Below are 23763 nucleotides of genomic sequence, written 5' to 3'. Positions count from 1 at the left end.
CCGCCCCCCGGCTCGCTCCCGCCGTCCCGGGAAGAAGATCCGCTCAAGCGGGAGCAGGGATCCCGCCTGGACCGCGCCACGGGCCGCGCGGCGTAGGCTGGGCTCGTCACCGTGAAAAGGGAGGCGATCCGAAGTTGCACGCCGTAGGCATCTCGCGGCAGGCAGGCACCTCCGCGGTCCGCACCGCGGTCGTCTGGGACGTCCTGAGCGCCGTGCTGGCCGAGCGGGCGGCCGCGACCGGCCGCGACCGGCTCGACATCGTCGACGCCGGAGGGGGCACGGGAGGGTTCGCCGTCCCGCTGGCCGGCCTGGGGCACACCGTCACGGTCGTCGACGCGAGCCCCGACTCGCTGGCCGCGCTGGAGCGACGCGCGGCGGAGGCCGGAGTGCGGGTGCGCGCTCTGCAGGGTGACGCCGCGGATCTGGGGGAGCTGCTCCCGTCCGGCGACGCCGACCTGGTGCTCTGCCACAGCGTGCTGGAGTACGTCGAAGACCCCACCGGCGCGCTGACGGCCATGGCCGGGCTGCTGCGCCGGGACGGCGTGATCAGCGTGCTCGCCGCCAACCCTCTCGCCGCCGCGCTGCACCGTTCGATCGCCGGCCGATTCGACGAGGCGCGCCAGGTCCTGGACGACCCGCAGGGCCGCTGGGGCGACCGCGACCCCACGCCCAGGCGCTTCACCGGTGAGGCCCTGGAGGGGCTGCTGGCCGCCGCCGGATTCACACCCGGGCAGGTCCACGGTGTGCGGATCTTCGCCGACCTGGTGCCCAGCCGGCTGCTCGACGGCGAGCCCGGCGCGGCGCGGGCCCTGGTCGCCCTGGAGCAGGCCGCGGCGGCGCACCCGGTGCTCCGCGACATCGCCACCCAGTTGCACGTGCTCGGCCATCGGTGAGCCCGGCGTCGAACGCGTGTTCCCGTAGGATGGCGGCGTGTCGAGGAAGCAGCAGATTCCGCGTCCGGAGTCGGATCTGGGATCCGACGACACCGGCTGCCCGATCCTCCATGTCGACATGGACGCCTTCTTCGCCAGCGTCGAGCTGCGCGAGCGCCCCGAGTTGCGGGGCCTGCCCGTCATCGTCGGCGCACCCGGCGCGCGCGGCGTGGTGCTCAGCGCGACCTACGAGGCCAGGAGGTTCGGAGTGCACTCGGCGATGCCGATGACCCGGGCTCGCCGGATATGCCCCCAGGCGGTGATCATCCCGCCCAGTCACGGCAAGTACTCGGAGGTCTCCCGGGGCATCATGGCGCTCTTCGGGACGTTCACCCTCGACGTCGAGCCGGTGGCCTCCGACGAGGCGTTCCTCGACGTGGGCGGGGCACGCAAGCGTCTCGGGCGGCCGGTCGAGATCGCCCGCATGATACGGGAACGGGTCGTGCGTGAGCACGGCATCACCTGCTCGGTCGGCGTGGCGAACAGTAAATTCATGGCAAAGCTTGCTTCGCGTCACTGCAAGCCCGACGGTCTGTTCGTCGTACCGGCCGACCGGGTGACCGACTTCCTCCACCCGCTGCCCGTCGCGGCCCTGTGGGGTGTGGGGGAGCGCACCGAACGCTCCCTGACCCGGCTGGGCGTCAAGACCGTCGCAGACCTCGCCGGCGTTCCGGTGGCCGCGCTCCAGCGCGAGCTCGGCCAGGCGATGGGCGCCCGCCTGTCGGCACTCGCGTGGGGACGCGACGAGCGTCCCGTGACCCCGCACGCACCCGACAAGAGCATCGGCGCGGAGGAGACATTCGCCACAGACGTCGACGACCCCGTGGAGATCCGCAGGGAACTGCTCCGCCTGGCGGAGCGGGTGGCGGCCCGGCTCCGCCGGGGCGGCCACGCCGGCCGCACGGTCAGCGTCAAGCTCCGCCGCGCCGACTTCACCACGGTCTCCCGCTCCCGGAGCCTCCGGGAGCCCACCGACGTCGCACAGGTCCTGTACGGCGTCGCCCGCGACCTGTACACCGCCTCCGGCCTGGAGGGCGTCCCGTTGCGCCTGGTCGGCGTACGGGTGGAGAACCTCCACCCGGCCGACGGGGCGAGCCGTCAGCTCAGCCTCGGAGAACGCGAGAGCGGCTGGCGTGAGGCCGAGCAGGCGATGGACAGGGCCGCCCGCAGATTCGGCCGGGATGCCGTGCTCCCGGCGTCGCTAGTTCGCCCGCCGTTTGATGGAATGGATCCATGACTCCGCCTCCGGTTTGGACTACGTTGGACGTTTTCTTTCGTCTACGTCTACAGCCTCGTATTCTGGGGATAACCGACCGCGAGGTTCGGACACCCCGAGTCGTCCGTCACCGTCTTCCCCGTCCTGGGGCTGTCCTTGGGAGGCGCCGTGCCGCTCTCTGAGCACGAGCAGCGCTTGCTCGACCAGATCGAGCAGGCCCTCTACGCCGAGGACCCGAAGTGGGCCAACACCGTCAGGATCAGCGATCCACGCAGCCATTACCGGCGCCGCCTGGTGAAGGCCTCCATCGGCTTCATCCTGGGCATCGTCCTGCTGATGGTGGGCGTTGTGATCATCAACATCCCGCTCGGCGTCGGCGGTTTCGTGGTCATGCTCGCCGCGTGTCTGTGGGGCCTGTCCAGCTGGAAGCGGATGAACGGCTTCGGTGAGACCGCGGCCACGCCGTCCGACCAGCTGCGAGGCCGGCCCGGACGCCGCGGCGGCCCCCGCCAGAGCTTCATGGAACGCATGGAGGAGCGCTGGCGCCGCCGCCACGACGAGCGCTAGCGGAAGACACCGGCCACCCCCGGCGGCCGGTGCCCTTCTGACGGACGATGGGCCACTCCCGGCGGGAGCGGCCCATGTCGTCGGTGGTGTCCTCCGGCTCTCCGCTCAGGTGCTCTTCCCGGCCGGCCACCGCAGCCGGATGTTCCCCAGCCGGTCGAAGCCGTCCAGAAGCCGCCCGCCCGCCGTCCGCGCCCGCAGCAGCGTCGAGGGCGGCAGCAGCGCCGCGCGGATCCGCCGGCCCCGGCTGACCGTGGCGGCCAGCGCCCGCCGTACCGTCCGCATGTCCTCGCGCAGCGAGCCGGTCTCCCCGGCCGTCCTGGCGAAGAGCATCCGCTCGACCGCGGTGGCGATCCCGGACAGCGCCGCCGCCGCCTCAGGGGTGAGGGAGTGCTCGGCGGACAGCCTCCTGGCCAGTGCCCGCGGGCTCTCACTCGCCTGCCGCGACATGCCGTAGTCGTACAGGATGTCGTCGAGCTCCGCCCAGGCGGCCGCGACCGCGGGGCTCCGGCGCGCGCTTCTGACGGTGACGGGACCGGCCGGATCCCGGGAGCCGGGCCGCCCTCCGGGGGAGAGGGAACGGAGCCGGCGGGTCCGCAGCGCCCAGCGGAGCAACGCCGGAACCAGCGCCACCAGCAGGACGCCCACGACGCCGAGGCCGATCCACACGGCCGTCGGCACGCCCTCGTCGACCTGGACCGTCCCGCCGCCGAAGTCCTGGTCCAGCAACTGCTCGCGGCGGTTGTTCGCCGGGCTGTTCGGCTCGGTCGAGCCGTCGGCGCTCGACGACGGGGCGGCGGCCGGCTCGTCCGGGGTGCTCGGCGCGGTGACCCGGGGCCGGGTGTACGACGGCACGGTCGCGCTGCCCTGGCCCGCCCCGCCGGCCGGGGTGGGTTCGAACCTGAGCCACCCGGTGCCCTCGAAGTACAGCTCGGGCCAGGCGTGCGAGTCGTGGGTGCGCACCTGCCACTCGCCGGAGGAGACGCTGCCGCCGGTGTACCCGATGGCGACCCGGGCCGGGATGCCGAGGACCCGCGCCAGCACCGCCATGGAGGCGGCGAACTGCTCGCAGTAGCCCGTCCGGCTGCGGAGCAGAAAGTCCGTCAGCGCAGGGCCGTCGTGGCCCTGGGTGGCCAGGCTGTAGGTGAACCCGCCGTCCGAGGTGAAGAACTTCTGCAGCTGCATCGCCTGTTCGTACGGGGTGGCGTCGCGGTCGGCCACCCGCGCGGCGAGCCCCCTGATCTCATCCGGCAGGTCGGCCGGCAGTTCCAGGTAGCGTTCCCGGATCTCCTCCGGCGCCGTGCCCGCCGCCTTGAGCCGGTCCGCGTCGGCCTCCGGCTCGCCGGTGACCACCTCGTACGTCAGTCCCTCGGCGGTGTCGCGGGTGGAGAAGACCATGAGGGTGTCGCGGTCGGGACGCCAGTCGCCCTCCACCGTGATCCGGGCGGCAGGGTAAGGCAGGGGCAGGAAGCTCATCCGCTTCACCTCCTGGCTCACCCCGATCCGCAGGGTCGCCGGTTTGACGGGGACGTCGGGGCTCTGTCCCGGGGGCGACGGCAGCGGCCCCTCCGAGGTGCGGTCCTCGGGGCGCCCCCTGGGCTCCGACATCGTCCACTGCTCGCCGTCGAAGACGTCCAGCGAGTACATCCGCAGGTAACGCGGCAGGCTGTCGCTGGAGGTGTAGGTCAGGACGGTGGAGTTGCCCGGCAGGGAGAGCTGGCCGCGCAGGTTGACCATCGGGTTGGGGACGCTGATGGAGTTGCCGCCGCGGCCCTTGCCGTTGCCGACGCCGAAGCCGAACAGCGGGTCGGGTTCCAGCGTGGGCAGCAGCGCGGGCAGCAGGACGGCCAGCGCGACCGCGGTGAAGCCGATGCGCTTGCCCGACAGCCGCGGCAGCCCGTTGCCGGAGGACCACTCGGTGGTGAAGGACGTCGTCCGGCGCGCTCGCACCGTCCTGCCCCAGTGGCTGACCCGCTCCCGCCCGTCGGCGACCAGCAGCCCCAGGTAGCCCAGGGCCGCGAGGATGAACGCGGGCCAGCCGATCGGCTCGGCCACCACCGCGGCCGGGACGGTGAACAGCGCCAGCAGGGGAAGACCGGTGAGCGCCGCCCGGCGCAGCCGGACGGCCAGCAGGTCGACCGCCACCGCGATCACCCCGACACCGCCGCAGGTCAGCAGGACGATGCCGGTGCTGTCCGGCACCGGGGCGGCGAAGCGCTGGATGTCGGCGAAGCCCGCGGCCAGCAGGTCGCCCAGTTCGGCGACCGACCTCCCGGTGGGCACCACCCGGGCCCATGCGTCCTCGCGGGCGAACACCGCCGTCAGGTAGACCAGCAGCGCCGTCAGCTGGGCCGGTGGGGCCAGCCAGGCGGGCAGCGTCCGGCGGCCGATCAGCGCGCCGACCCCGGCCACGACCAGGATGGCGCCGAGGCTGGTCCAGAACCAGTCGTCGCCCTGGAAGAGGGGGTAGAGCGAGACGGCGACCGCCGCGGTCGCCGCGCCCGACGCGATGGGAAGTCTCATGAGTCACCTCTGACTGCCGCGAACCGCCCGCTCTGCGCGGCCTCATGCCACACGCTCGCGATGGAGACGCCGGAGGGCAGCCGCACGACGCGCCACCCCGCTCCTGCGAGCACCGCCCGCGCCGCCTGGAACCCCTCGTCCGGGTGACCGGTGTCCGGACGCTCCCAGCCGGCCACGTCCAACATCACCGCCACGCCGGTCATGTTGCCGTGCCTGACCCTGGCCAGTGCCCGGGCCTGCTCGGCGTCCATCGCGCCGAGCACGGCCACGACCAGCCCGTCGCCGCCGCCCTGACGCAGCGCGCCGACGCCGAACTCCAGCGACCGCGCGGCGCTGGCCCGCACCACGGCCAGGGTGTCCAGCAGCGACCAGCTCACCCCGCCGTCGGCGAGGTGCTCGGCGCCCTGGTCGGTGACCAGGCGCAGGCCCAGGCCCTGGTGGGCGAGCTGCACGCCGATGGAGGCGGCGGCGGAGACCGCCGTCTCGAACGACGAGCGCGGGCCCTCACCCCAGTGGGCGGAGCGGCGCGTGTCGAGCAGCAACGCCCCCCTGCTCTGCCACTGCTGCTCCTCGCGCCGCACCATCAGCTCGCCGCGCCTGGCGGTCGAGCGCCAGTGCACCCGGCGCAGGTCGTCACCCTGCCGGTACTCGCGTGGCGCCACGTCGTCGTCCCCGGCCGCGGCCACGTTCCTGGCGCGGCTGTCGCCGCCGCCGGCCCAGTCTCCGGAGAGCCGCACCTGGGGGAGCGGCACCACCCTGGGCGTCACCACCAGGCTGTCGCTGATGGTGAACGACCTGGTCAGCTCGACCAGGCCGAAGGGGTCGTTGATCTGGACGGAGAGCGGGCCGATGGGGAAGCGGCCGCGCAGGTCGGAGCGGACCCGGTAGTCGATCTCCCGGACACCCTGCGCCTCGATCCGGTCCAGGACGAACCTGGGCCGGGCGCCCAGCGCGTAGGGAACGGTGTCCTCGACCATCAGCAGGCCGGTCGGCAGCCGGGTGACGTTCTCCAGCCGCAGCGTCACGACGGCTTCGCCGCCCGCCTCGGTCCGGGGCGGGTCAAGGCGCCGCGCGCAGCTCAGCCGGTAGCGCGTGCGGGCCACCACCATGGCCGCCAGCAGCGGCAGGGAGATGATCAGCACGGCGATCCTGAGCAGGTCGTGCTCGCCGAGGAGGAAGGCGCACAGCAGCGCCGCGACGCCCGAGGCGAGGAAGGACCTGCCGCGGGCGGTGAGCGCCTTGAGGCCCGAGATCACCGTACCTGGGCCTCGGGGACGGGCACCCGGCGGACCAGGTCGGCGATCACCTGTTCGGGCAGGCGCCGCTGCCCCTGCGCCTCGAGGCTCGGCAGCAGGCGGTGCGCCAGCACGGGGACGCACAGGTCCTGCAGGTCGTCGGGGATGACGTAGTCGCGGTCGGAGAGCGCGGCGTGCGCACGCGCGGCTCTGACGAGCTGGAGGGTCGAGCGCGGGGAGGCGCCCAGCCGCAGTTCGGGCGACTGGCGGGTGGCGGTGACCAGGTCGATGGCGTACTTCTTGATCGGCTGTGAGACGTAGACGCCGCGCACCGCCTGGATCAGCGCCTTCACCTCGGCGGTGGTGGCCACCGGCTCCAGCTTGTCCAGCGGGGAGGCGGCGCCGTGCACGTCGAGCATCTCCAGCTCGGCCGAGGGAGCCGGGTAGCCCATGGCGATCCGGGCGGTGAAGCGGTCGCGCTGGGCCTCGGGGAGGGGATAGGTGCCCTCCATCTCGATGGGGTTCTGCGTCGCGATCACCATGAAGGGACTGTCGAGCCGGTAGGTGGCGCCGTCGACGGTGACCTGGTGCTCCTCCATGCACTCCAGCAGGGCCGACTGGGTCTTCGGCGAGGCCCGGTTGATCTCGTCGCCCACCACGATGTTGGCGAACACCGGACCGGGCTTGAACTCGAACTCCCGGGTCTGCTGGTTGTAAGCGCTTACTCCGGTGATGTCGCTGGGCAGCAGGTCGGGTGTGAACTGCACGCGGCGCACCGGGCAGTCGATGGAGCGTGCCAGCGCCTTGGCGAGCATCGTCTTCCCCACCCCCGGCACGTCTTCGATGAGGAGGTGGCCTTCGGCGAGCAGTACGGTCAAGGTCAGGCGGATGACGTCGCTCTTGCCTTCGATCACCGACTCGATCGACTCGCGGATCCGGTGCGCGGTGACCACAAGATCATCGAGCGGAGGTGAGACGTCATGGGTTACTGCCACCAGGCCTCCATGAGGGTGCGGCGGTTGCGCGCCGGGGATTCGTATTGCGGGGCTTTGTCGGCCCATGGTTCATTCTGTGTGCCGACACTACGGCGCTGTGCGTCCAGCGGCGACTTTATGTGGTCATTAGGGATGATTTCGGGTGAACAGCCCCAACGCGTACACCGGTTGTCGTGTTCCCGCCGTTCCCGCCGTTCCCGTCCGCGCGGTGCGCCGGTGCCGCGGCGGGTGGCGGGACGAGACGTGAGTCGGTGCGTCTTCCACCATTCTTACCCCTCTTACGGTTAATCTCCGGATCTTCCCGTTATCCGGACACCTTTTCGACACTTCGCGGACACATGCCGCGCCGCTTACCCCCCTCCACTCCACGCCACCCCTTCTGAACTGGGAAAACGGTCATCCGACCCGCCGTCGCGGCGCCCGGAATCAGTTGACGGTGGAGAGAAGTGGAGTATGGTGGTGCGCAGTGGAGGGCAGAGGCAGCGATGCCTGGCGCTCCGCTGGGCACAGGAGGTGGAGCCGGTGTTCCTCGGCACCCATCACCTGCGCCTCGATGACAAGGGACGGCTGTTCCTGCCGGCGAAGTACCGTGAGGAGCTGGCGGAGGGTCTGGTGATCACCAAAGGCCAGGAGCGCTGCCTCTACGTCTTTCCCGTAGAGGAGTTCCAGCGCATAACCGAGGCTCTGCGCAACGCGCCGGTCACCGCCAAGGCGGTCCGTGACTACAGCCGCGTCCTCTTCGCCAGCGCGTCCGACGAGGTCGCCGACAAGCAGGGACGCATCACCGTGCCGCAGGCTTTGCGTGAGTACGCCAGCCTGAGCCGCGACTGCGTGGTCATCGGAGCCAACACCCGGCTGGAGATCTGGGCCGCGAACGCCTGGGAGACCTATCTGGCCGATCAGGAGCAGGCTTTCGCCGATCTGTCGGAGGAGGTGCTGCCAGGGATTCTGTGATGCCACGGTCGACTCATCGGTGAATACGTCGTTCGGCGAGGTCTCCACCCGCAACCACCTGTCGGTCAGCTGATGCACCTTCCCCGGTGTCAGGTGACCGACGGACACGCGGGTGCGGATGGGGACCTGGCCGGACGGCCCCGGGGGTGGGGGCCAGATCAGGGACACCGGTGAGCGTCCGCCGCATGTCCGCGGACGGGCGCGGCGAAATGAGGGGGTTCGCGCTTCATGCGCGCCGAAGACAACAGCAACGAGGTTCAGGCGTCCGGCGGGCACATCCCCGTCATGCTCGACCGGGTGCTGGAGCTGCTGGCTCCCGCGCTCTCCCGCCCCGATCCGGTCCTCGTCGACGCCAACCTCGGCCTCGGCGGCCACGCCGAGGCGCTACTGGCCGCGCATCCCGCGCTCCACCTGATCGGGATCGACCGCGATCCCTTCGCCATCGAGCACTCCACCGCCAGGCTCGCCCCGTACGCCGGCCGGATCACCCTGGTCCGGGCGGTCTCCGACGAGCTTCCCCGCGTGCTGGCGGAGCTCGGCCGCCCCCGCATCGACGGTGCCCTGTTCGACCTGGGTGTCTCCTCCCCCCAGCTGGACGAGGCCGAACGCGGTTTCGCGTACTCCTACGACGCGCCGCTGGACATGCGGATGGACCGCGACCAGGAGCTCACGGCGGAGACCGTCGTCAACACCTACCCGGTCGCCGACCTCATCCGGATCCTGCGGGATTACGGAGAAGAACGATTCGCCCCGCGTGTCGCGCGGCTCATTACCAAGGAAAGGGCCAGGGAGGCCATAACGTCGACCAAGCGGCTTGCGGAGATCGTCCGTGAGGCCATCCCGGCCGCCACCCGCAGGACCGGGGGCAACCCCGCCAAAAGGACTTTTCAGGCGTTGCGAATCGAGGTGAACGCGGAGTTGACGGCGCTGGAACGTGCGCTCCCCGCCGCGCTCGACGCGTTGACGCTGGGCGGGCGCGCCGTCGTGCTCGCATACCACTCCCTCGAAGACCGGCTGACGAAGCAGGTTATGACCACGCGAACCCGGGATAGCAGTCCCCCCGGGCTCCCTGTCCCGCTGCCGGCTCACCAGCCGCGGTTCGCGTTCCTGACGAGGGGAGCCGAGCTTCCGAGCGAAGAGGAGGTGGCCCGCAACCCGCGGGCGGCCTCTGCCCGGTGTCGGGCGGTAGAGAGGATCCGTGAGGCAGTTGACGAGGAGTGACACAGACGTCCGCCGCACCGCGCCCGGCCGCGGTGCGCGACCCGTGCGCGTCCCCCGCGCCACGCCGCAGCGACGCCGCGGCGGCCCGGCCGGGCCCGCGCCCGTCGCGGACCAGGCCCCGCCGGTCAGGGCCGTCCGGCGGCCCCGTCCGGCGCGCGCGCCGCGGACTCCTTTCGTGCTGCTCGTGGTCGGCCTGCTCGGCGGCGGCCTGGTCAGCCTGCTGCTGCTGAACACCGTCCTCGCGCAAGACTCCTTCCGGGCCAGCGAACTGCGCAGGGACACCAAGCACCTGCGCCTGGAGAAGCAGGAGAAGGCCAACCGCAACGCGCAGATGGAGATGCCGGGCACCCTCGCCGGCAACGCCGAGAAGCAGGGCCAGCAGCCCGACTGGGAGACCTCGCGCGTCATCGTCCCCGACGGTTCGGCGGGACGGACCGCCAGCGAGAGCCTGAACCCCGTCGGACGGGAGCGGGCGGAGGGCACGGGCCGGTGAGAGAGACCGGCGGACGGGACGCCGGACCGGATCGCGGAGCCCCCGGCACCCCAGCCGGGGGCTCCGGTCGCCGGGCCCCCGGCGGTCCGGGCCGTCCCGCGCGGCCGGGAGGCGCCCCCGACGCCACCGGCAGGCCGGGCCCGGCCCGCGCCGGAGGACCCGCGTCCCCGGGCGCGCAGGAGGCGTCTGAGGGCCGTCCCGGGTCCGGTTCCGCGGGCAGGACGCCCGCGGAGGGGCCCGCGGGCAGGTCCTCCGGCTCCGCGGCCAGGACGGGCTCCACGGGCCGGTCGTCGGCGCGCTCTTCCGGTGGCGCGGGCGGTTCCGGCAGGCCCGGCGCCTCCGGCCGGGCGGCCACCCCGGACGGTCCCGCCCGGCAGGGCTCCGCCGGACGGCCCCCGGCCGCCGGCGGTTCCGGCAGGGCCGGTTCACCCGGGAGGCCTTCCAGCGGCGCGGGCGGCTCCGGCAGGGCCGGCTCGCCCGGCAGACCGGCTTCGTCGGGCAAGACCTCCGCCGACGGCTCCGCGGGCAGATCCTCCGGCTCCGCGGCCAGACCGGGCTCCGCGGGCAGGTCCTCCGTCCCCGGCTCCGCGGCCGGATCCGGTTCCACGGGCAGGTCGCCCGCGCGGCCTTCCGGCGGCGCGGGCGGTTCCGGCAGGCCCGGCGCCTCCGGCCGCGGCGGGGCACCGGAAGGTTCCGACCGGCAGGGCCCCACCGGCCGGCCGGCGTCCTCGGACCGCTCCGGAAAGAGCCGGGGCACCGCCGGAGGCGGCAGACAGGCTTTCCCGGGCAGGGCTTCCGGCCCCGGCGGGCCGGGCTCCGCGAGACGCCCGGCCGCCGGCGGCTCCGGCAGGCCCGCCCCCGCTCCGAGGCCGCCCGCCACCGACGGCCCGGGACGACCCGGATCGGCCGGGAGGTCCTCCGGCGCCGGCCGTCCGCCCGCCTCCGACGGGAACGGCGGCTCCGGCCGGCCCGCACGTCCCGCGACCGGCCGGCCCGCACGACCCGGCGGCCCGGACAGGCGCGCCCGCCACGACACGACCGGCGGGCCGGGCCGGACCCGGGGGCCCGCCGACCCGGACCGCCCCGGAACGGGCGGGCCCGCTCGTCGCGAGCGGTCCGCCGGACCGGGTGCGGGACGGCCCGCCGGATCCGACAGGCCCGGCAGACCTCCCCGGCCCGAAGGCCCCGGCCGCTCCACCCGGCCGGAGGGGCCCGGCAGGCCGGGCAGGGCGGAGACGGGCAGGTCCGCGCGCCAGGAGGCGGCGGACAGGCCCGCCGGGCCGCCCGGTCCCGACCGGACACGCCGGCCGGGACGCCCGCGCGGCGACGAGCCTCCGGCGCCCGCCGGGCGGGGCCGCCCCACGCCGGGGCACAGACCCGAGCGGCCCGGCGAGACCGAGCACACGATCAACGCCGTGCGCGGCCCGGGCGGCGGGGGCGGAACGAGACCGCCGCGGCCCCCGGCGCGGCCGGCCGCGGTGCTGCGCCTGGGCAACCCCCGCAGGCGCATCAACGTCGGCCTGGTCGTGATGACCTTCGTGCTGTCCATCTTCGCGGGGCGGCTCGTCCAGTTGCAGGGCCTCGACTCGAAGATCTACACCGCGGAGGCGGCCAAGCAGCGCGTCCACGAGGAGACGCTCACCGCCAGGCGGGGGTCGATCACCGACGCCAACGGCCACGAGCTCGCGGTGACCGTGGAGGCGCGCGAGATCTTCGTCGATCCCGCCGAGGTCGAGGCGGCCAAGCGCGACCAGGTGGCGACCGTCCTGGCCAAGGAGCTCGGCGAGCCCAAGGAGCGCGTCGCCGGCCTGCTGGCCAACACCGCCAGCCGCTACCAGAAGGTCGCGGTCGCCGTCCCGTCCGTGGCCGAGCGGATCATGGCGCACGGGTTCAAGGGCGTCGGCAGCACGCACCGCTACCGGCGCGAATACCCCGGCGGCGACCTGGCGGGCACCCTGCTGGGGTTCGTCGGAGACGCCGGCACCGGACTGGCCGGCCTGGAGAGCACCTTCGACAAGGTCCTCTCCGGCCGCGACGGCAAGCAGCTCGTCGAGACCGGCGCCGCGGGCCAGCGCATCCCGATGACCCGAAGCACCCAGCAGGCGCCCGTCGACGGCAGGAACGTGCGTCTGACGATCGACCGCGACATCCAGTGGGCCGCGCAGAAGGCCGTCGGCGAGCAGGTCGCGGCCACCGGGGCCCGCACCGGCAGCGTCATCGTGATGGACGTGCAGACCGGCCAGGTGTACGCCATGGCCAACGCCCCCGAGCTGGACCTGAGGAACTGGGCGAAGACCCCCCAGGAGAACTGGGCCAACCGCGCGGTGACCGAGGTCTTCGAACCCGGCAGCACCAACAAGGTCATCACCGCCGCCGCGGCCCTGGAATCGGGCGCCGTACGGCCCGGCACCGCGTTCACCGTCCCCGACCGGATCAGGTGCGCCGACCAGGTGCTGAAGGACTCCCACCCGCACGCCACCGAGCGCCTGACCTTCTCCGGCGTCGTGGCGACCTCCAGCAACGTGGGCACGATCCTCGCCGCGCAGCGGATCGGGGACCAGAAGCTCCACTCGATGCTGGAGCGCTTCGGCTTCGGCGCCAAACCGGGCAGCGGCCTGCCCGGCGAGGAGGCCGGCCTGCTGCCCGACTGGCGGACCTGGTCCGGCAGCCAGCGCTGCACGGTCGCCTACGGCCAGGGCGTCTCGGTGACCGCGCTGCAGACGGCCAGCGTCTACCAGACCATCGCCAACGGCGGCGTGCGCGTCACCCCGCAGATCGTGGCCGGCACGACCACCGGGAACGGCGCGTTCACCCCCTCCGCCCCGGGCAAGAAGACCCGGGTGGTCGGCGAGCGCACGGCCAAGGAGGTCACCGCCATGCTGGAGGCCGCGGTGAGCGAGCAGGGCACCGGCAACCTGGCGGCGATCGACGGCTACCGGGTGGCGGGCAAGACCGGCACCGCGATGCGCTACGACCCCAGCTGCCAGGGCTACTGTGGATACACCGCGACGTTCGTGGGCTTCGCCCCGGCCGACAAGCCCCGCCTGGTCGTCCTGGCGGTCGTCCAGGACCCGCGTGAGGGCTACTACGGCGGTGAGATCGCCGCTCCCGTGTTCAAGAAGGTGATGACGTTCGCTTTGAAGAGCTTGAAGGTTCCGCCGACCGGAACCCGGCCGTCCCCGGTGCGGATACGCGCCGGAGGGTGACGAGTGCCGGTACGCTCTCGCCGTGCGTCCCCCGTCGTCCATGCGACCTTCAACCAGTCCACCCCGTCCGCTCTCGGGGCTGGCGAGTCTGCTCGGCGCGCCGTCCGGCACGTCGCGAGCACCGCTGGCCGCCGTCTCCGGGGTCACCATCGACTCGCGCCGGGTCCGGCGCGGAGATCTCTACGTGGCGCTGCCCGGTGCCACGGTCCACGGGGCAGGCTTCTCCGCGCAGGCCCTCGCGGCGGGGGCCTGCGCGATCCTGACCGACGAGGCCGGCAGGCCGGCCGCGGTCGCGACCGGCCTGCCGGTCCTCGTGGTGCCCGACCCGCGCGCCGTACTCGGTCAGGTCGCCGCCTGGGTGTACGGGCACCCGGCGGCGGACGTGACGGTCATCGGCGTCACCGGCACCAGCGGCAAGTCCACCTCCACCTTCCTGCTGGAGGCCGGACTGCGGGCGGCCGGGCACCGGACCGGCCTGATCGGCGGAGTGGAGATCCACGCGGGCGGGTTGCGCTTCACGCCCGAGCTCACCACCCCCGAGGCCAGTGACCTGCACGGCCTGTTCGCCCTGATGCGCGAGCAGGGCGTCACCGCCGCCGCCATGGAGGTCTCCAGCCACGCGCTGGCGCTGGGCCGCGTCGACGGTGTCCGCTACGACGTGGCGCTGTTCACCAACCTGTCGCAGGACCACCTCGACTTCCACCGCGACCTCGACGACTACTTCGCCGCGAAGGCCAGGCTCTTCACCCCCGAGCGGAGCCGCGCCGGCGTCGTCAACATCGACGACGCCCACGGGCGCGCGCTCCTGGGCATCGCCGGGATCCCGATGACCACGTTCTCGGCCGCGGGCGCCCCGGAGGCCGACTGGCGGGCCGCGGACGTGCGCCTGGGCCCCGACGGCAGCGAGTTCCGGGTGGTGGGCCCCGGCGGCGTCGAGGAGGCCGCCACGGTGGCCCTGCCCGGCCCCTTCAACGTGGCCAACGCCCTGGGCGCGATCGTCGCCCTGGTGGAGGCCGGGGTGCCGCTGCGGGTCGCGGTGGCGGGCGTCGGCACCATGACGGGGGTCCCGGGCCGGATGGAACGCGTCCCCGGCGGGGACGACTTCACGGCCATCGTCGACTACTCGCACAAGCCGGGCGCGGTGGAGTCGGTGTTGCGTTCGCTGCGCGAGGTCGCCGCGGGCAGGCTCATCGTCGTGCTCGGCTGCGGCGGCGACCGCGACCGGGGCAAACGCCCGATGATGGGCGAGTCCGCCGCCAGACTGGCGGATGTGGCCATTCTCACCAGCGACAACCCCCGTTCCGAGGACCCCCTGCGGATCCTCGCGGAGATGATGGACGGAGTGCTGGGCGTTCCCCAGGACGGCCGCGCGCATGTGATCATTGAGCCGGACCGTGCCGCGGCGATCGACCTGGCGATCGGTCAGGCGGGCCTCGGCGACGTCGTCGTCGTGGCCGGCAAGGGCCATGAGCAGGGCCAGTACGTCGGTGACAAGGTGCTCCCCTTCGACGACCGGCAGGTCGTGGCCGACGCGATCGCCAGGCGGCGGAACCGCACCCGACGCCGAAGCACACATGGAGAGTAGGGAAGACGCATCATGATCCCGTTGCCGCTGGCCAGGATCGCCGAGATAACCTCGGGCGCCCTCACGGGCATGGCCGATCCGCGCGCGGTGGTGCGCGGTCCGGTCGTCATCGACTCCCGCGACGTCCGGCCCGGGGCGCTGTTCGTCGCCATCAAGGGCGCCCGCGTCGACGGGCACGACTTCGCCGCCCAGGCCGTCCAGGCCGGTGCGGTCGCCGTGCTGGCGGCCCGGCCGGTCGACGCCCCCGCGGTCATCGTCGGCGACACCGTGCGGGCCATGACCGAGCTGGCCACCGCCGTCTGCGCGGACCTGCCGGCGACCACCGTGATCGGCGTCACCGGCTCGGCGGGCAAGACCACCACCAAGGATCTGCTGGCCCGCCTCACCGCCCGGGTCGGCCCGACGGTCGCGCCGGTCGAGTCGTTCAACAACGAGATCGGCCACCCACTGACCGTGCTGAAGGCCGGGGAGGAGACCCGCTACCTGGTGCTGGAGCTCAGCGCGCGCAACGTCGGGCACATCGCCCACCTCACCCGCGTCGCCCCGCCGTCGATCGGCGTGGTCCTCAACGTCGGCACCGCCCACCTGGGCGTCTTCGGCAGCCGGGAGACCATCGCGCGGGCCAAGGGCGAGCTGGTCGAGGCGCTGCCCGCCGACGGCGTGGCCGTGCTGAACGCCGACGACCCGCTCGTGGCCGGGATGGCCGAACGCACCGCCGCCCGCGTCACCTGGTTCGGCCGCGGCGAGTCCGCCACCGTGCGGGCCGAGAACGTCGTCGTCGACGAGCGCGGGCGCGCGTCCTTCACACTGCGCACCCCCTCCGGCGCCGCCCCGGTGACCCTGCGCCTGTACGGCGAGCACGCCGTGGAGAACGCGCTGGCCGCCGCCGCGGCCGGCTACGAGCTCGGCCTGCCGGTCGCCGTCATCGCTGAGGAGCTGTCGGAGGCCGAACCCCGCAGCCGCTGGCGGATGGAGGTCACCGACCGCCCCGACGGGGTGACGGTGATCAACGACGCGTACAACGCCAACCCCGACTCCATGCGCGCCGCCTTCGCCGCCCTCGACGCGTTCGCCGGATCCCGCCGCCGTCTCGCGGTCATCGGCGCGCTGCGCGAGCTGGGCGAGGAGAGCGACGCGCTCAACGAGGAGCTGGGCCGCCTGGCCGGGAGCTCCGGCCTCGCCGCCCTGCTCGTCGTCGGAGGCGCCGACGCCGGTCCGGTCCTGGCCGGGGCGCTGGCCGCCGCCGGGCGGGCCGCGGACCCCGTCCCGGCCGACGTCCTCGCGGGCGCGCAGGGGGCCCCGGACGGCGCCGGAGGCCCGCCGGGCGACGGAGCGGGCGGTCCACCCGGCACGGGCGCGGCGTACGACACCGGGGCGCCCGGCGCCGCCGGGGGCACGTACGGCGCTCTGGCGGGCACTGCGACGCTGGTCTCGCACGCCGCCGACGTGACGCAGGCCGCCGCCGCGCTGTCGGCCCTCCTCGTCCCCGGCGACGTGGTGCTCCTGAAGGGGCCGCGCGCCGCCGGTCTCGAACGTGTCGCCGAGGCGCTGCTCGGGGGTGACGGCCGATGAGGGAGATCCTTGTCGCGGCCACGGTCAGCCTGCTGATCTCCATGCTCGGCACCCCGCTGGCGATCCGCCTGTTCTCCCGGCGCGGCTACGGGCAGAGCATCCGGGAGGAGGGCCCCTCCGGTCACCACGACAAGCGCGGCACGCCCACCATGGGCGGCACCGTCTTCGTGATCGCCTCGCTCATCGGGTTCGCCTGCGCGCACCTGTACAGCTTCACCCCGCCCACGGCCTCCGCGGTGCTGGTGCTGTTCCTGATGACCGGCCTGGGCGCGGTCGGCTTCCTCGACGACTTCATCAAGATCTACAAACAGCGCAGCCTCGGCCTGCGCAGCGGCGCCAAGGCCCTGGGCCAGCTCATCGTCGGCGCGGTCTTCGCGGTCCTGGTGACCCGCTTCCCCAACGCCTACCAGATCACCCCGGCCGAGACGCGCCTGTCGTTCCTGCGGGACTTCGGCCCGTCCATCGGCATCGTGGTGTTCACCGTCTGGGTGCTGGTCATGATCGTCGGTTTCTCCAACGCGGTGAACCTCACCGACGGCCTCGACGGGCTGGCCAGCGGCGCCACCGGCGTGGTGCTGGCCTCGTACGTGCTGATCGGCAACTGGCAGCTGCGCAACAGCTGCACCACCCAGCTCAGCCCCAACTGCTACTGGGTCCGCGACCCGCTGGACCTGGCCGTGGTGGCCGCGGCGGTGCTCGGCGGGCTCGTCGGCTTCCTGTGGTGGAACGCCCCGCCCGCCAAGATCTTCATGGGCGACACCGGGTCGCTCGCCCTGGGCGGCGTGCTCGCCGGTCTGGCGATCACCACCCGCACCCAGCTCCTGCTGATCATCTTGGCCGGCATGTGCGTGCTCATCACGATGTCGGTGATCATCCAGGTCGGTTTCTTCAAGATGACCGGCAAACGCGTCTTCAGGATGGCGCCGCTCCAGCACCACTTCGAGCTGGCGGGCTGGGCCGAGACGACCATCGTGGTCCGCTTCTGGCTGATCGCCGCGCTCTGCGCCGCGACCGGGCTCGGGCTGTTCTACGTCGAGTGGACGCCCATCCTGTGAGCCGCCGGGGGACGGACCGATGAGCACGACCGAGCACGACGATTCCGGCCGCCGGGCCGGTGGGGGAGGCCGCATGATCTGCGTCGCCGGCCTGGGGGTCTCGGGCACGGCCGTCGCCCGTGTCATGGCCGCCCGGGGCGAGAAGGTGATCGTCCTGGAGGGGCGGGACGGGGAGCGGGCCCGGCGGACCGCCGCCGAGCTCGCGGGGCTCGGCGTCGAGGTCCGCTTCGGCGAGCCCGCCGAGCCGCCCGCGGGCACCTCGCTGATCGTCACGACCGGCTGGCCGCCGCACCACCCCCTGATCACCGCCGCGGCGGTCGCCGGGATCGAGGTGATCGGCGAGGTCGAGCTGGCCTGGCGGATCCGGCCGGCCGGATCCGCGCCATGGCTGGCGCTGACCGGCACCAACGGCAAGACCACCGCGGTCCGCATGCTCACCGCGATGCTCACCGCGGCCGGGCACCGGGCGCTCGCCGTCGGCAACGTCGGCACCCCCGTCGTGGAGGCCGTCACCGGGCCCGGCGACGTGCTGGCTGTGGAGCTGTCCAGCTTCCAGCTGCACCGTTCGCCGAGCATCGCCCCGCTCGCCGCCGCCGTGCTCAACGTCGCGCCCGACCACCTCGACTGGCACGGCTCCATGCAGGAGTACGCGCGGGCCAAGGGAGAGATCTTCGCCCGTGCCGGGACGGTCGTGTACAACGCCGACGACGAGTGGGCCGTCCGCCTGGCCGCGCCGTACGGGAACGCGGGCCGTCCGAAGGCGCCGCGCCACGTCGGCTTCACCCTCGACGTGCCCAGACCCGGACAGCTCGGCCTGGTCGACGACCTGCTGGTGGACCGGGCGTTCGTGGACGACCCGGTGAGCAACGCCGAGGAACTCGCCTCCTTCGCCGACGTCCGCCCGTTCGCGCCGCACAACGTGGCCAACGCGTTGGCCGCCGCGGCCCTGGCCCGGGCCTACGGCGTGCCCGCCGCGGCGGTGCGGCGGGGGCTGCTCGACTTCGTCCCCGACCCGCATCGGATCGCGCACGTCGCCCGGGTCGCCGAGGTCGACTACGTGGACGACTCCAAGGCCACCAACCCGCACGCCGCCGCCGCCTCGCTGGCCGCCTACCCGTCGATCGTCTGGGTCGCCGGAGGACAGCTCAAGGGGGCCGACGTCGGCGAGCTGGTGCGCCGGGCGGCGCCCAGGTTGCGCGGCGCGGTCCTGCTGGGCGCCGATCGCGAGCGAATTCGTGAGGCTCTGGCGCGACACGCCGGGAATGTGCCGGTGGTGGAGGTGCCCGGGCAAGACACTGGGGTCATGGACCGAGTCGTCAGCGAAGCCGCCAGGCTCGCCGCCCCCGGAGACACCGTGCTGCTGGCCCCGGCCGGCGCCTCCCTCGACATGTTCAGCGGCTACCCGGCCCGGGGGGAGGCGTTCGCCCGGGCCGTGCACCGGTTGCGTGAAGCGCAGAACGGCTCCCCGAACGCATGAGGTCACGCGTTCAGGCCCGCCACCGGACCCTCCGCCCGGCCCTCGGCCCCGCCCTCCGCCCGGCCCTCGGCCCGCGGACGGCGGGCCGGTCGCCGGGGCGGGGCCTCCGGTCGCCGGGAGAGGGGTGAGGAGTGGTCTCCGAGGTCGATCGGCCGCTGAGCGCTGACTCCCCCCGAAGTCAGCTCGCGCAGATGAGGGATCTGCTGGAGCGTCCCCTCTTCTCGTACCACCTGCTCAGAGGCATCACCGTGCTGCTCATGGCCCTCGGACTGATGATGGTCCTGTCGGCCTCCAGCATCGAGGCGCTCCAGACGCGGGGATCGCCGTTCGCGCTCTTCGGGCGCCAGTTCATCGCGATGACGCTGGGCCTGCTGCTGATGTGGATCTGCTCCAGGCTGCCCGTCAGGTTCTTCCGGCTCGCCGGCTATCCGCTCATGGCGTTCGCGACGCTGGGCCTGGTCCTCGTGCTCTTCATCGGCCAGTCCGAGCTGGGCGCGCAACGCTGGATCTACATCGGTGAGCTGACCATCCAGCCGTCGGAGCCGGCGAAGCTGGCGCTCATGCTGTGGGGGGCCGACCTGCTGGCCCGCCGGGCGCGCGAGGGGGTGATCGAGTGGCGCAACCTGTTCATCCCGCTGATGCCGGGCACCGCGATCCTGGCCGTCCTGGTCATGCTCGGAAGCGACCTCGGCACCACGCTGGTGCTGGTGATGATCTTCCTCTCCCTGCTCTGGGTGGTGGGTGCGCCGCTGCGGCTGTTCGGCGGGATCCTCGCCGTGGCGGTGCTCGGAGCCATCGTCATGATCAGCACCGAGGGGTACCGCGCCGACCGCATCCGGGGTTGGCTGGATCCGTGGGGCGACGCCGCCAAAACCGGCTACCAGGCCGTTCAGGGGCAGATCGCCATCGGCAGCGGCGGCTGGTTCGGCCTGGGGCTGGGGTCCAGCAGGCAGAAGTGGAGCTGGATCCCGCACGCCGAGAGCGACTTCATCTTCTCCATCCTCGGCGAGGAGCTCGGCCTGATGGGCACGCTGGTGGTGGTGCTCCTGTTCGGCCTGCTCGGGTACGCGGGGCTGCGGGTGGCCACCCGGGTCAAGGACCCGTTCATCCGGCTCGCCGCGACCGCCACGGTCGCCTGGATCGTGGGACAGGCGATCGTCAACATCGGCGCGGTCATCGGCGTGCTGCCGATCACCGGCATCCCGTTGCCACTGGTCTCCTACGGCGGCTCGGCCCTGCTGCCCACACTGGCGGCCCTGGGCATGATGCTGTCGTTCGCCAAGCAGGAACCCGGGGCGCGCGAGGCTCTGGCGGCCCATGGCCCCGGACCGGTGGCGCGGGGCCTAAGCTGGCTTGGCCTGGCCGGTCCGGCCCGCAAGCGCCGGCCGGACCGCGGAAGACGATAAAGCGAGCGGAAGACGATAAGCGAAAGGACCGACATGAGGGTGGTCCTCGCCGGCGGCGGGACAGCCGGTCATATCGAACCGGCACTGGCCCTGGCCGACGCGCTGCGCCAACTCGACCCCACCGTCGGCATCACCTGCCTCGGTACCGAACGCGGCCTGGAGACCCGGCTGGTGCCGGCCCGGGGGTACGAGCTCCAGCTGGTCCCGGCGGTGCCGCTGCCCCGGAGCCTGACGCCCCAGCTGCTGACGGTGCCCGGCCGGTTGGCGGGCGCCATCAGCACGACCGCGGCCATCATGGACCAGGTCCAGGCCGACGTGCTGGTCGGCTTCGGCGGCTACGTGGCGACCCCCGCCTACCTGGCGGCCCGGCGGCGCGGCGTGCCGATCGTGGTGCACGAGGCCAACCCGCGGCCCGGGCTGGCCAACCGGCTGGGCTCGCGCCTCACCGACCACGTGTTCACCGGCCACCCCGACACGCCGCTGGGCGCCCGCGCGGAGTACGTGGGCATCCCGCTCCGCCGGGACATCGCCAACCTGGACCGGCTGTCCATGGGCGACAAGGCGCGCTCCTGGTTCGGCCTGGAGGCCGACCTGCCGACGCTTCTGGTCACCGGGGGCTCCCAGGGCGCCCGCTCGCTCAACCAGGCGGCCCTGGCCGCGGGCCCGGCGCTGCGCCGGTCCGGGGTGCAGGTGCTGCACGTCATAGGCCCGAAGAACACCCTGGAGGTGGAGCCGCCGCCCGGCGACCCGCAGTACGTCGTGCTGCAGTACGTCGACCGGATGGATCTGGCCTACGCCGCCGCCGACTTCGCCCTGTGCCGCGGCGGCGCGATGACGTGCGCCGAGCTCACCGCGGTGGGCCTGCCGGCCGCGTACGTCCCGCTGCCGCACGGCAACGGCGAGCAGCGGCTCAACGCCGCGCCGATCGTCCAGGCCGGCGGTGGCATCATGATCGACGACGCCGAGCTGTCCGCCGAGTGGATCGTCCACAACGTGCTTCCCATCCTGTCCGATCCCGAGCGCGTGGTCAGCATGTCGGAGGCCGCGTCCAGGATGGGCCGCAAGGACGCGGACCTGGCGCTCGCACACAGGGTGCTGCAGATCGCGGCACAGGGGAGGGGACGATGAGAGTGGTGAACGACGGATGAGCCTCGTCAAGCTGGTCGACCCGGTCGCGGCCGGTGATCTCGGGCGGGTGCACTTCATCGGGATCGGCGGGGCCGGGATGTCCGGCATCGCGCGCATCCTGCTCAAGCGAGGCGTGCCGGTCTCCGGCAGCGACTCGCGCGGCTCGGACCTGGTGAACGAGCTGCGGGAGCTGGGGGGCCGGATCCACGTCGGCCACGCCGCCTCGCACATCAAGGGCGTCGACACCGTCGTGGTCTCCACCGCGATCCGCGACTCCAACCCCGAGCTGGGTGAGGCGCTCCGCCAGGGGGTGCGGGTCATCCCCCGGGCCGCCGCGCTGGCCTCCGTCATGGCGGGCCGGACCGGCGTCGCCGTGGCCGGCACCCACGGCAAGACGACCACGACGTCCATGCTCACGGTGGCGCTGCAGAAGTGCGGCGCCGACCCCTCCTACTGCGTGGGCGGCCAGCTGGTCACCACGGGCCTGGGGGCGGACGAGGGCACGGGAGAGGTGTTCGTCGCGGAGGCCGACGAGAGCGACGGCTCCTTCCTGATGCTGGCCCCGGACATCGCCGTGGTCACCAACGTCGAGCCCGACCACCTGGACAACTACGGCGACCCGCGTGCGGTCTACGACAGCTTCGGCCGGTTCGTCGAGAGGATCGCCGCGACCCTGATCGTCTGCGCCGACGATCCGGGGTCGGCCGCGCTGGCGCCGGTGGCCCGTGCCCGCGGCCTGAAGGTGATCACGTACGGCGAGACGGAGGACGCGGACCTGCGGGTGGGGGAGATCAGGCCCGACGGGCTGGGCGTCACCTTCGAGGTCCGTGGGCACGGGCAGGTGCGCCTGGCCGTCCCCGGCCGCCACAACGCGCTCAACGCCGCCGCGGCGATCGCCGTGGCGGGGGAGCTGGGGGTGTCCTTCGCCGAGATCCGCGACGGCCTGGCCGCCTTCACCGGCGCCAAGCGCCGCTTCGAGGCCAAGGGCGAGGCGGGCGGGGTGGCGGTCTTCGACAGCTACGCCCACCACCCGACCGAACTGGCGGCGGACCTGCGCGCCGCGCGGGACGTGGTGGCGTCCTTCTCGGGCAGCGGCAGGGTGATCGCGGTCTTCCAGCCGCACCTCTACTCGCGGACCCGGTTCTTCGCCGACGACTTCGGCACCGCCCTCGGGCTGGCCGACGAGGCCATCGTGCTGGACGTCTACGGCGCCCGCGAGGATCCCGAGCCCGGGGTGTCGGGGGCGCTGGTGGCCGGCAAGGTGCCGCTTCCCGCCGAGCGGGTGGCCTACGCCCCGCAGCGCGAGAGCGTGCCCGCCCTGGTCGCGGGCCGGGCCCGGCCGGGTGACATCGTCCTGACCATGGGTGCGGGTGACGTGACCGAGCTGGGGCCCCGGATCGTGGCGGAGCTGGCCGCACGGTGACCCGTGCCAGCGGGCGCGGGTCGCCGGAGGGGGAGGGACTGTGAACGGGGTGTGGCGCTCTGCCTTCCTGGTCCTGCTCACCGTCGGGGTGGTGGGAACCGCGGCGTGGCTGGTGTTCTTCTCCTCGGTCCTGGGAGTGCGGGAGATCCAGGTGGCGGGCAACGCGGGTCTGCCCGCCGAACGGATCCGGCAGGCGGCGGGGGTGGCCAGGGGCACGCCCCTGGCGACGGTGGACGTGGCCGAGATCGAGAAGCGGGTCGGCGGGATCCCCCAGGTCGAGTCGGTGGAGGTCGGCCGCAACTGGCCGGGCACCCTGCGGGTGGAGGTCGTCGAGCGGGAGCCGGTGGCGGTGGTTCCGGTGTCGGGCAGGTCGGCGCTGATGGACCGGCACGGGGTCGTCATAGAGGCCAGGGACGTCGCGCCGCCGACGTTGCCGGTGCTCCGTGTCGACCGGCCGGGACCGTCGGACCCGGCGACCCGGGCGGGGCTCACCGTCATCGGCGCGTTGCCGGACGATCTGGCCCGCCGGGTCGCGGAGGTTCTCGCGCCTTCCGCCGAAACGGTGTCGCTGCGGCTCAAGGACGGCCGCGCGGTGGTGTGGGGCGGCGGCGACCGTCCGGCGGACAAGGCCCAGATCCTCGTTACGCTGCTCAAACGGCCTGCGGACACCTACGACGTGAGTTCACCCGACGTCGTGACGGTGAAATGATCTACCGGGATCGGGCGCGGCGCCGAAAAGGACGCCCGGCGACACGCCGGGCGCGCTTGCGGCGCGGTT

At 73.3% G+C, this 23763-nt stretch carries 18 protein-coding genes; 15 read left to right on the top strand and 3 right to left on the bottom strand.

Going from position 1 to position 23763, the window contains the following annotated elements; all coding sequences use genetic code 11:
- The first annotated feature begins 134 nt into the window (after positions 1 to 134).
- From F4562_RS06835 to F4562_RS06825, 3 genes are all read left to right on the top strand, one after another.
- The gene (locus F4562_RS06835) at positions 135 to 893 is read left to right on the top strand and encodes a class I SAM-dependent methyltransferase (protein WP_184543727.1); all 759 of its coding nucleotides are present in this window, start codon (positions 135 to 137) and stop codon (positions 891 to 893) included.
- Between the two features lie 37 nt (positions 894 to 930).
- Positions 931 to 2169 (top strand): DNA polymerase IV, encoded by a 1239-nt coding sequence (gene dinB, locus F4562_RS06830; RefSeq protein WP_184543729.1) that lies wholly within the window; start codon positions 931 to 933, stop codon positions 2167 to 2169.
- A 147-nt stretch (positions 2170 to 2316) separates the two neighbouring features.
- Positions 2317 to 2715 (top strand): SCO2097 family morphological protein, encoded by a 399-nt coding sequence (locus F4562_RS06825; protein ID WP_184543732.1) that lies wholly within the window; start codon positions 2317 to 2319, stop codon positions 2713 to 2715.
- A gap of 105 nt (positions 2716 to 2820) precedes the next feature.
- Here the strand turns inward: F4562_RS06825 and F4562_RS06820 are convergent, their stop codons facing one another.
- From F4562_RS06820 to F4562_RS06810, 3 genes are read right to left on the bottom strand one after another with little or no spacing between them, the layout of a single operon-like run.
- Positions 2821 to 5235: a transglutaminase TgpA family protein gene (locus F4562_RS06820; protein WP_184543734.1), complete on the bottom strand. Its 2415-nt coding sequence runs from the start codon at positions 5233 to 5235 to the stop codon at positions 2821 to 2823.
- Positions 5232 to 6491 (bottom strand): DUF58 domain-containing protein, encoded by a 1260-nt coding sequence (locus tag F4562_RS06815; RefSeq protein WP_184543736.1) that lies wholly within the window; start codon positions 6489 to 6491, stop codon positions 5232 to 5234. Before F4562_RS06815 ends, F4562_RS06820 begins: the two co-directional genes overlap by 4 nt.
- Positions 6488 to 7531, bottom strand: a complete 1044-nt coding sequence (locus F4562_RS06810) for an AAA family ATPase (protein WP_375782481.1) — start codon at positions 7529 to 7531, stop codon at positions 6488 to 6490. Before F4562_RS06810 ends, F4562_RS06815 begins: the two co-directional genes overlap by 4 nt.
- Before the next feature lie 456 nt (positions 7532 to 7987).
- Between F4562_RS06810 and mraZ the strand changes: the two genes are divergently transcribed.
- From mraZ to F4562_RS06750, 12 genes are all read left to right on the top strand, one after another.
- Entirely contained in the window at positions 7988 to 8419 is a 432-nt protein-coding gene (gene mraZ, locus F4562_RS06805; protein WP_184544107.1) for a division/cell wall cluster transcriptional repressor MraZ, read from the top strand.
- Positions 8420 to 8647: 228 nt separating this feature from the next.
- On the top strand, positions 8648 to 9640 hold the full coding sequence (rsmH, locus tag F4562_RS06800) for a 16S rRNA (cytosine(1402)-N(4))-methyltransferase RsmH (protein WP_184543740.1): 993 nt from the start codon (positions 8648 to 8650) through the stop codon (positions 9638 to 9640).
- 175 nt (positions 9641 to 9815) lie between these two features.
- The gene (gene ftsL, locus F4562_RS06795) at positions 9816 to 10133 is read left to right on the top strand and encodes a cell division protein FtsL (protein ID WP_184543742.1); all 318 of its coding nucleotides are present in this window, start codon (positions 9816 to 9818) and stop codon (positions 10131 to 10133) included.
- A gap of 1478 nt (positions 10134 to 11611) precedes the next feature.
- Positions 11612 to 13339: a peptidoglycan D,D-transpeptidase FtsI family protein gene (locus F4562_RS06790; RefSeq protein ID WP_446459028.1), complete on the top strand. Its 1728-nt coding sequence runs from the start codon at positions 11612 to 11614 to the stop codon at positions 13337 to 13339.
- Between the two features lie 40 nt (positions 13340 to 13379).
- Complete coding sequence (locus F4562_RS06785) at positions 13380 to 14924, top strand: UDP-N-acetylmuramoyl-L-alanyl-D-glutamate--2,6-diaminopimelate ligase (RefSeq protein ID WP_184543746.1); 1545 nt, start codon at positions 13380 to 13382, stop codon at positions 14922 to 14924.
- Positions 14925 to 14936: 12 nt separating this feature from the next.
- Entirely contained in the window at positions 14937 to 16496 is a 1560-nt protein-coding gene (locus tag F4562_RS06780; protein ID WP_184543748.1) for a UDP-N-acetylmuramoyl-tripeptide--D-alanyl-D-alanine ligase, read from the top strand.
- A complete protein-coding gene (gene mraY, locus F4562_RS06775) occupies positions 16493 to 17551 on the top strand; it encodes a phospho-N-acetylmuramoyl-pentapeptide-transferase (RefSeq protein WP_184543750.1) in 1059 nt (352 codons plus the stop codon). Before F4562_RS06780 ends, mraY begins: the two co-directional genes overlap by 4 nt.
- A 19-nt stretch (positions 17552 to 17570) precedes the next feature.
- The gene (murD, locus tag F4562_RS06770; RefSeq protein ID WP_246473373.1) at positions 17571 to 19028 is read left to right on the top strand and encodes a UDP-N-acetylmuramoyl-L-alanine--D-glutamate ligase; all 1458 of its coding nucleotides are present in this window, start codon (positions 17571 to 17573) and stop codon (positions 19026 to 19028) included.
- Between the two features lie 191 nt (positions 19029 to 19219).
- On the top strand, positions 19220 to 20434 hold the full coding sequence (ftsW, locus tag F4562_RS06765) for a putative lipid II flippase FtsW (RefSeq protein WP_184543752.1): 1215 nt from the start codon (positions 19220 to 19222) through the stop codon (positions 20432 to 20434).
- 33 nt (positions 20435 to 20467) lie between these two features.
- The gene (murG, locus tag F4562_RS06760; RefSeq protein WP_184543754.1) at positions 20468 to 21562 is read left to right on the top strand and encodes an undecaprenyldiphospho-muramoylpentapeptide beta-N-acetylglucosaminyltransferase; all 1095 of its coding nucleotides are present in this window, start codon (positions 20468 to 20470) and stop codon (positions 21560 to 21562) included.
- Positions 21563 to 21578: 16 nt separating this feature from the next.
- Positions 21579 to 22985, top strand: coding sequence for a UDP-N-acetylmuramate--L-alanine ligase (murC, locus tag F4562_RS06755; RefSeq protein ID WP_184543756.1), 1407 nt, complete (start codon positions 21579 to 21581; stop codon positions 22983 to 22985).
- A gap of 40 nt (positions 22986 to 23025) precedes the next feature.
- Positions 23026 to 23694, top strand: a complete 669-nt coding sequence (locus F4562_RS06750; RefSeq protein ID WP_184543758.1) for a cell division protein FtsQ/DivIB — start codon at positions 23026 to 23028, stop codon at positions 23692 to 23694.
- The last annotated feature ends 69 nt before the right edge of the window (positions 23695 to 23763 follow it).

Origin of the sequence: Streptosporangium becharense (assembly GCF_014204985.1) — a bacterium.
Classification (GTDB): Bacteria; Actinomycetota; Actinomycetes; order Streptosporangiales; family Streptosporangiaceae; genus Streptosporangium; species Streptosporangium becharense.
This window is presented reverse-complemented; position numbering and strand designations above follow the sequence as displayed.

Excerpts from the sequence above, each read along its gene's own strand:
- F4562_RS06780 (WP_184543748.1), top strand. The coding sequence starts at position 14,937 with ATGATCCCGTTGCCGCTGGCCAGGATCGCCGAGATAACCTCGGGCGCC.
- murG (WP_184543754.1), top strand. The coding sequence starts at position 20,468 with ATGAGGGTGGTCCTCGCCGGCGGCGGGACAGCCGGTCATATCGAACCG.
- F4562_RS06810 (WP_375782481.1), bottom strand. The coding sequence starts at position 7,531 with ATGGGCCGACAAAGCCCCGCAATACGAATCCCCGGCGCGCAACCGCCG.
- F4562_RS06820 (WP_184543734.1), bottom strand. The coding sequence starts at position 5,235 with ATGAGACTTCCCATCGCGTCGGGCGCGGCGACCGCGGCGGTCGCCGTC.
- mraY (WP_184543750.1), top strand. The coding sequence starts at position 16,493 with ATGAGGGAGATCCTTGTCGCGGCCACGGTCAGCCTGCTGATCTCCATG.
- murD (WP_246473373.1), top strand. The coding sequence starts at position 17,571 with ATGAGCACGACCGAGCACGACGATTCCGGCCGCCGGGCCGGTGGGGGA.
- ftsW (WP_184543752.1), top strand. The coding sequence starts at position 19,220 with ATGAGGGATCTGCTGGAGCGTCCCCTCTTCTCGTACCACCTGCTCAGA.
- F4562_RS06785 (WP_184543746.1), top strand. The coding sequence starts at position 13,380 with ATGCGACCTTCAACCAGTCCACCCCGTCCGCTCTCGGGGCTGGCGAGT.
- murC (WP_184543756.1), top strand. The coding sequence starts at position 21,579 with ATGAGCCTCGTCAAGCTGGTCGACCCGGTCGCGGCCGGTGATCTCGGG.
- rsmH (WP_184543740.1), top strand. The coding sequence starts at position 8,648 with ATGCGCGCCGAAGACAACAGCAACGAGGTTCAGGCGTCCGGCGGGCAC.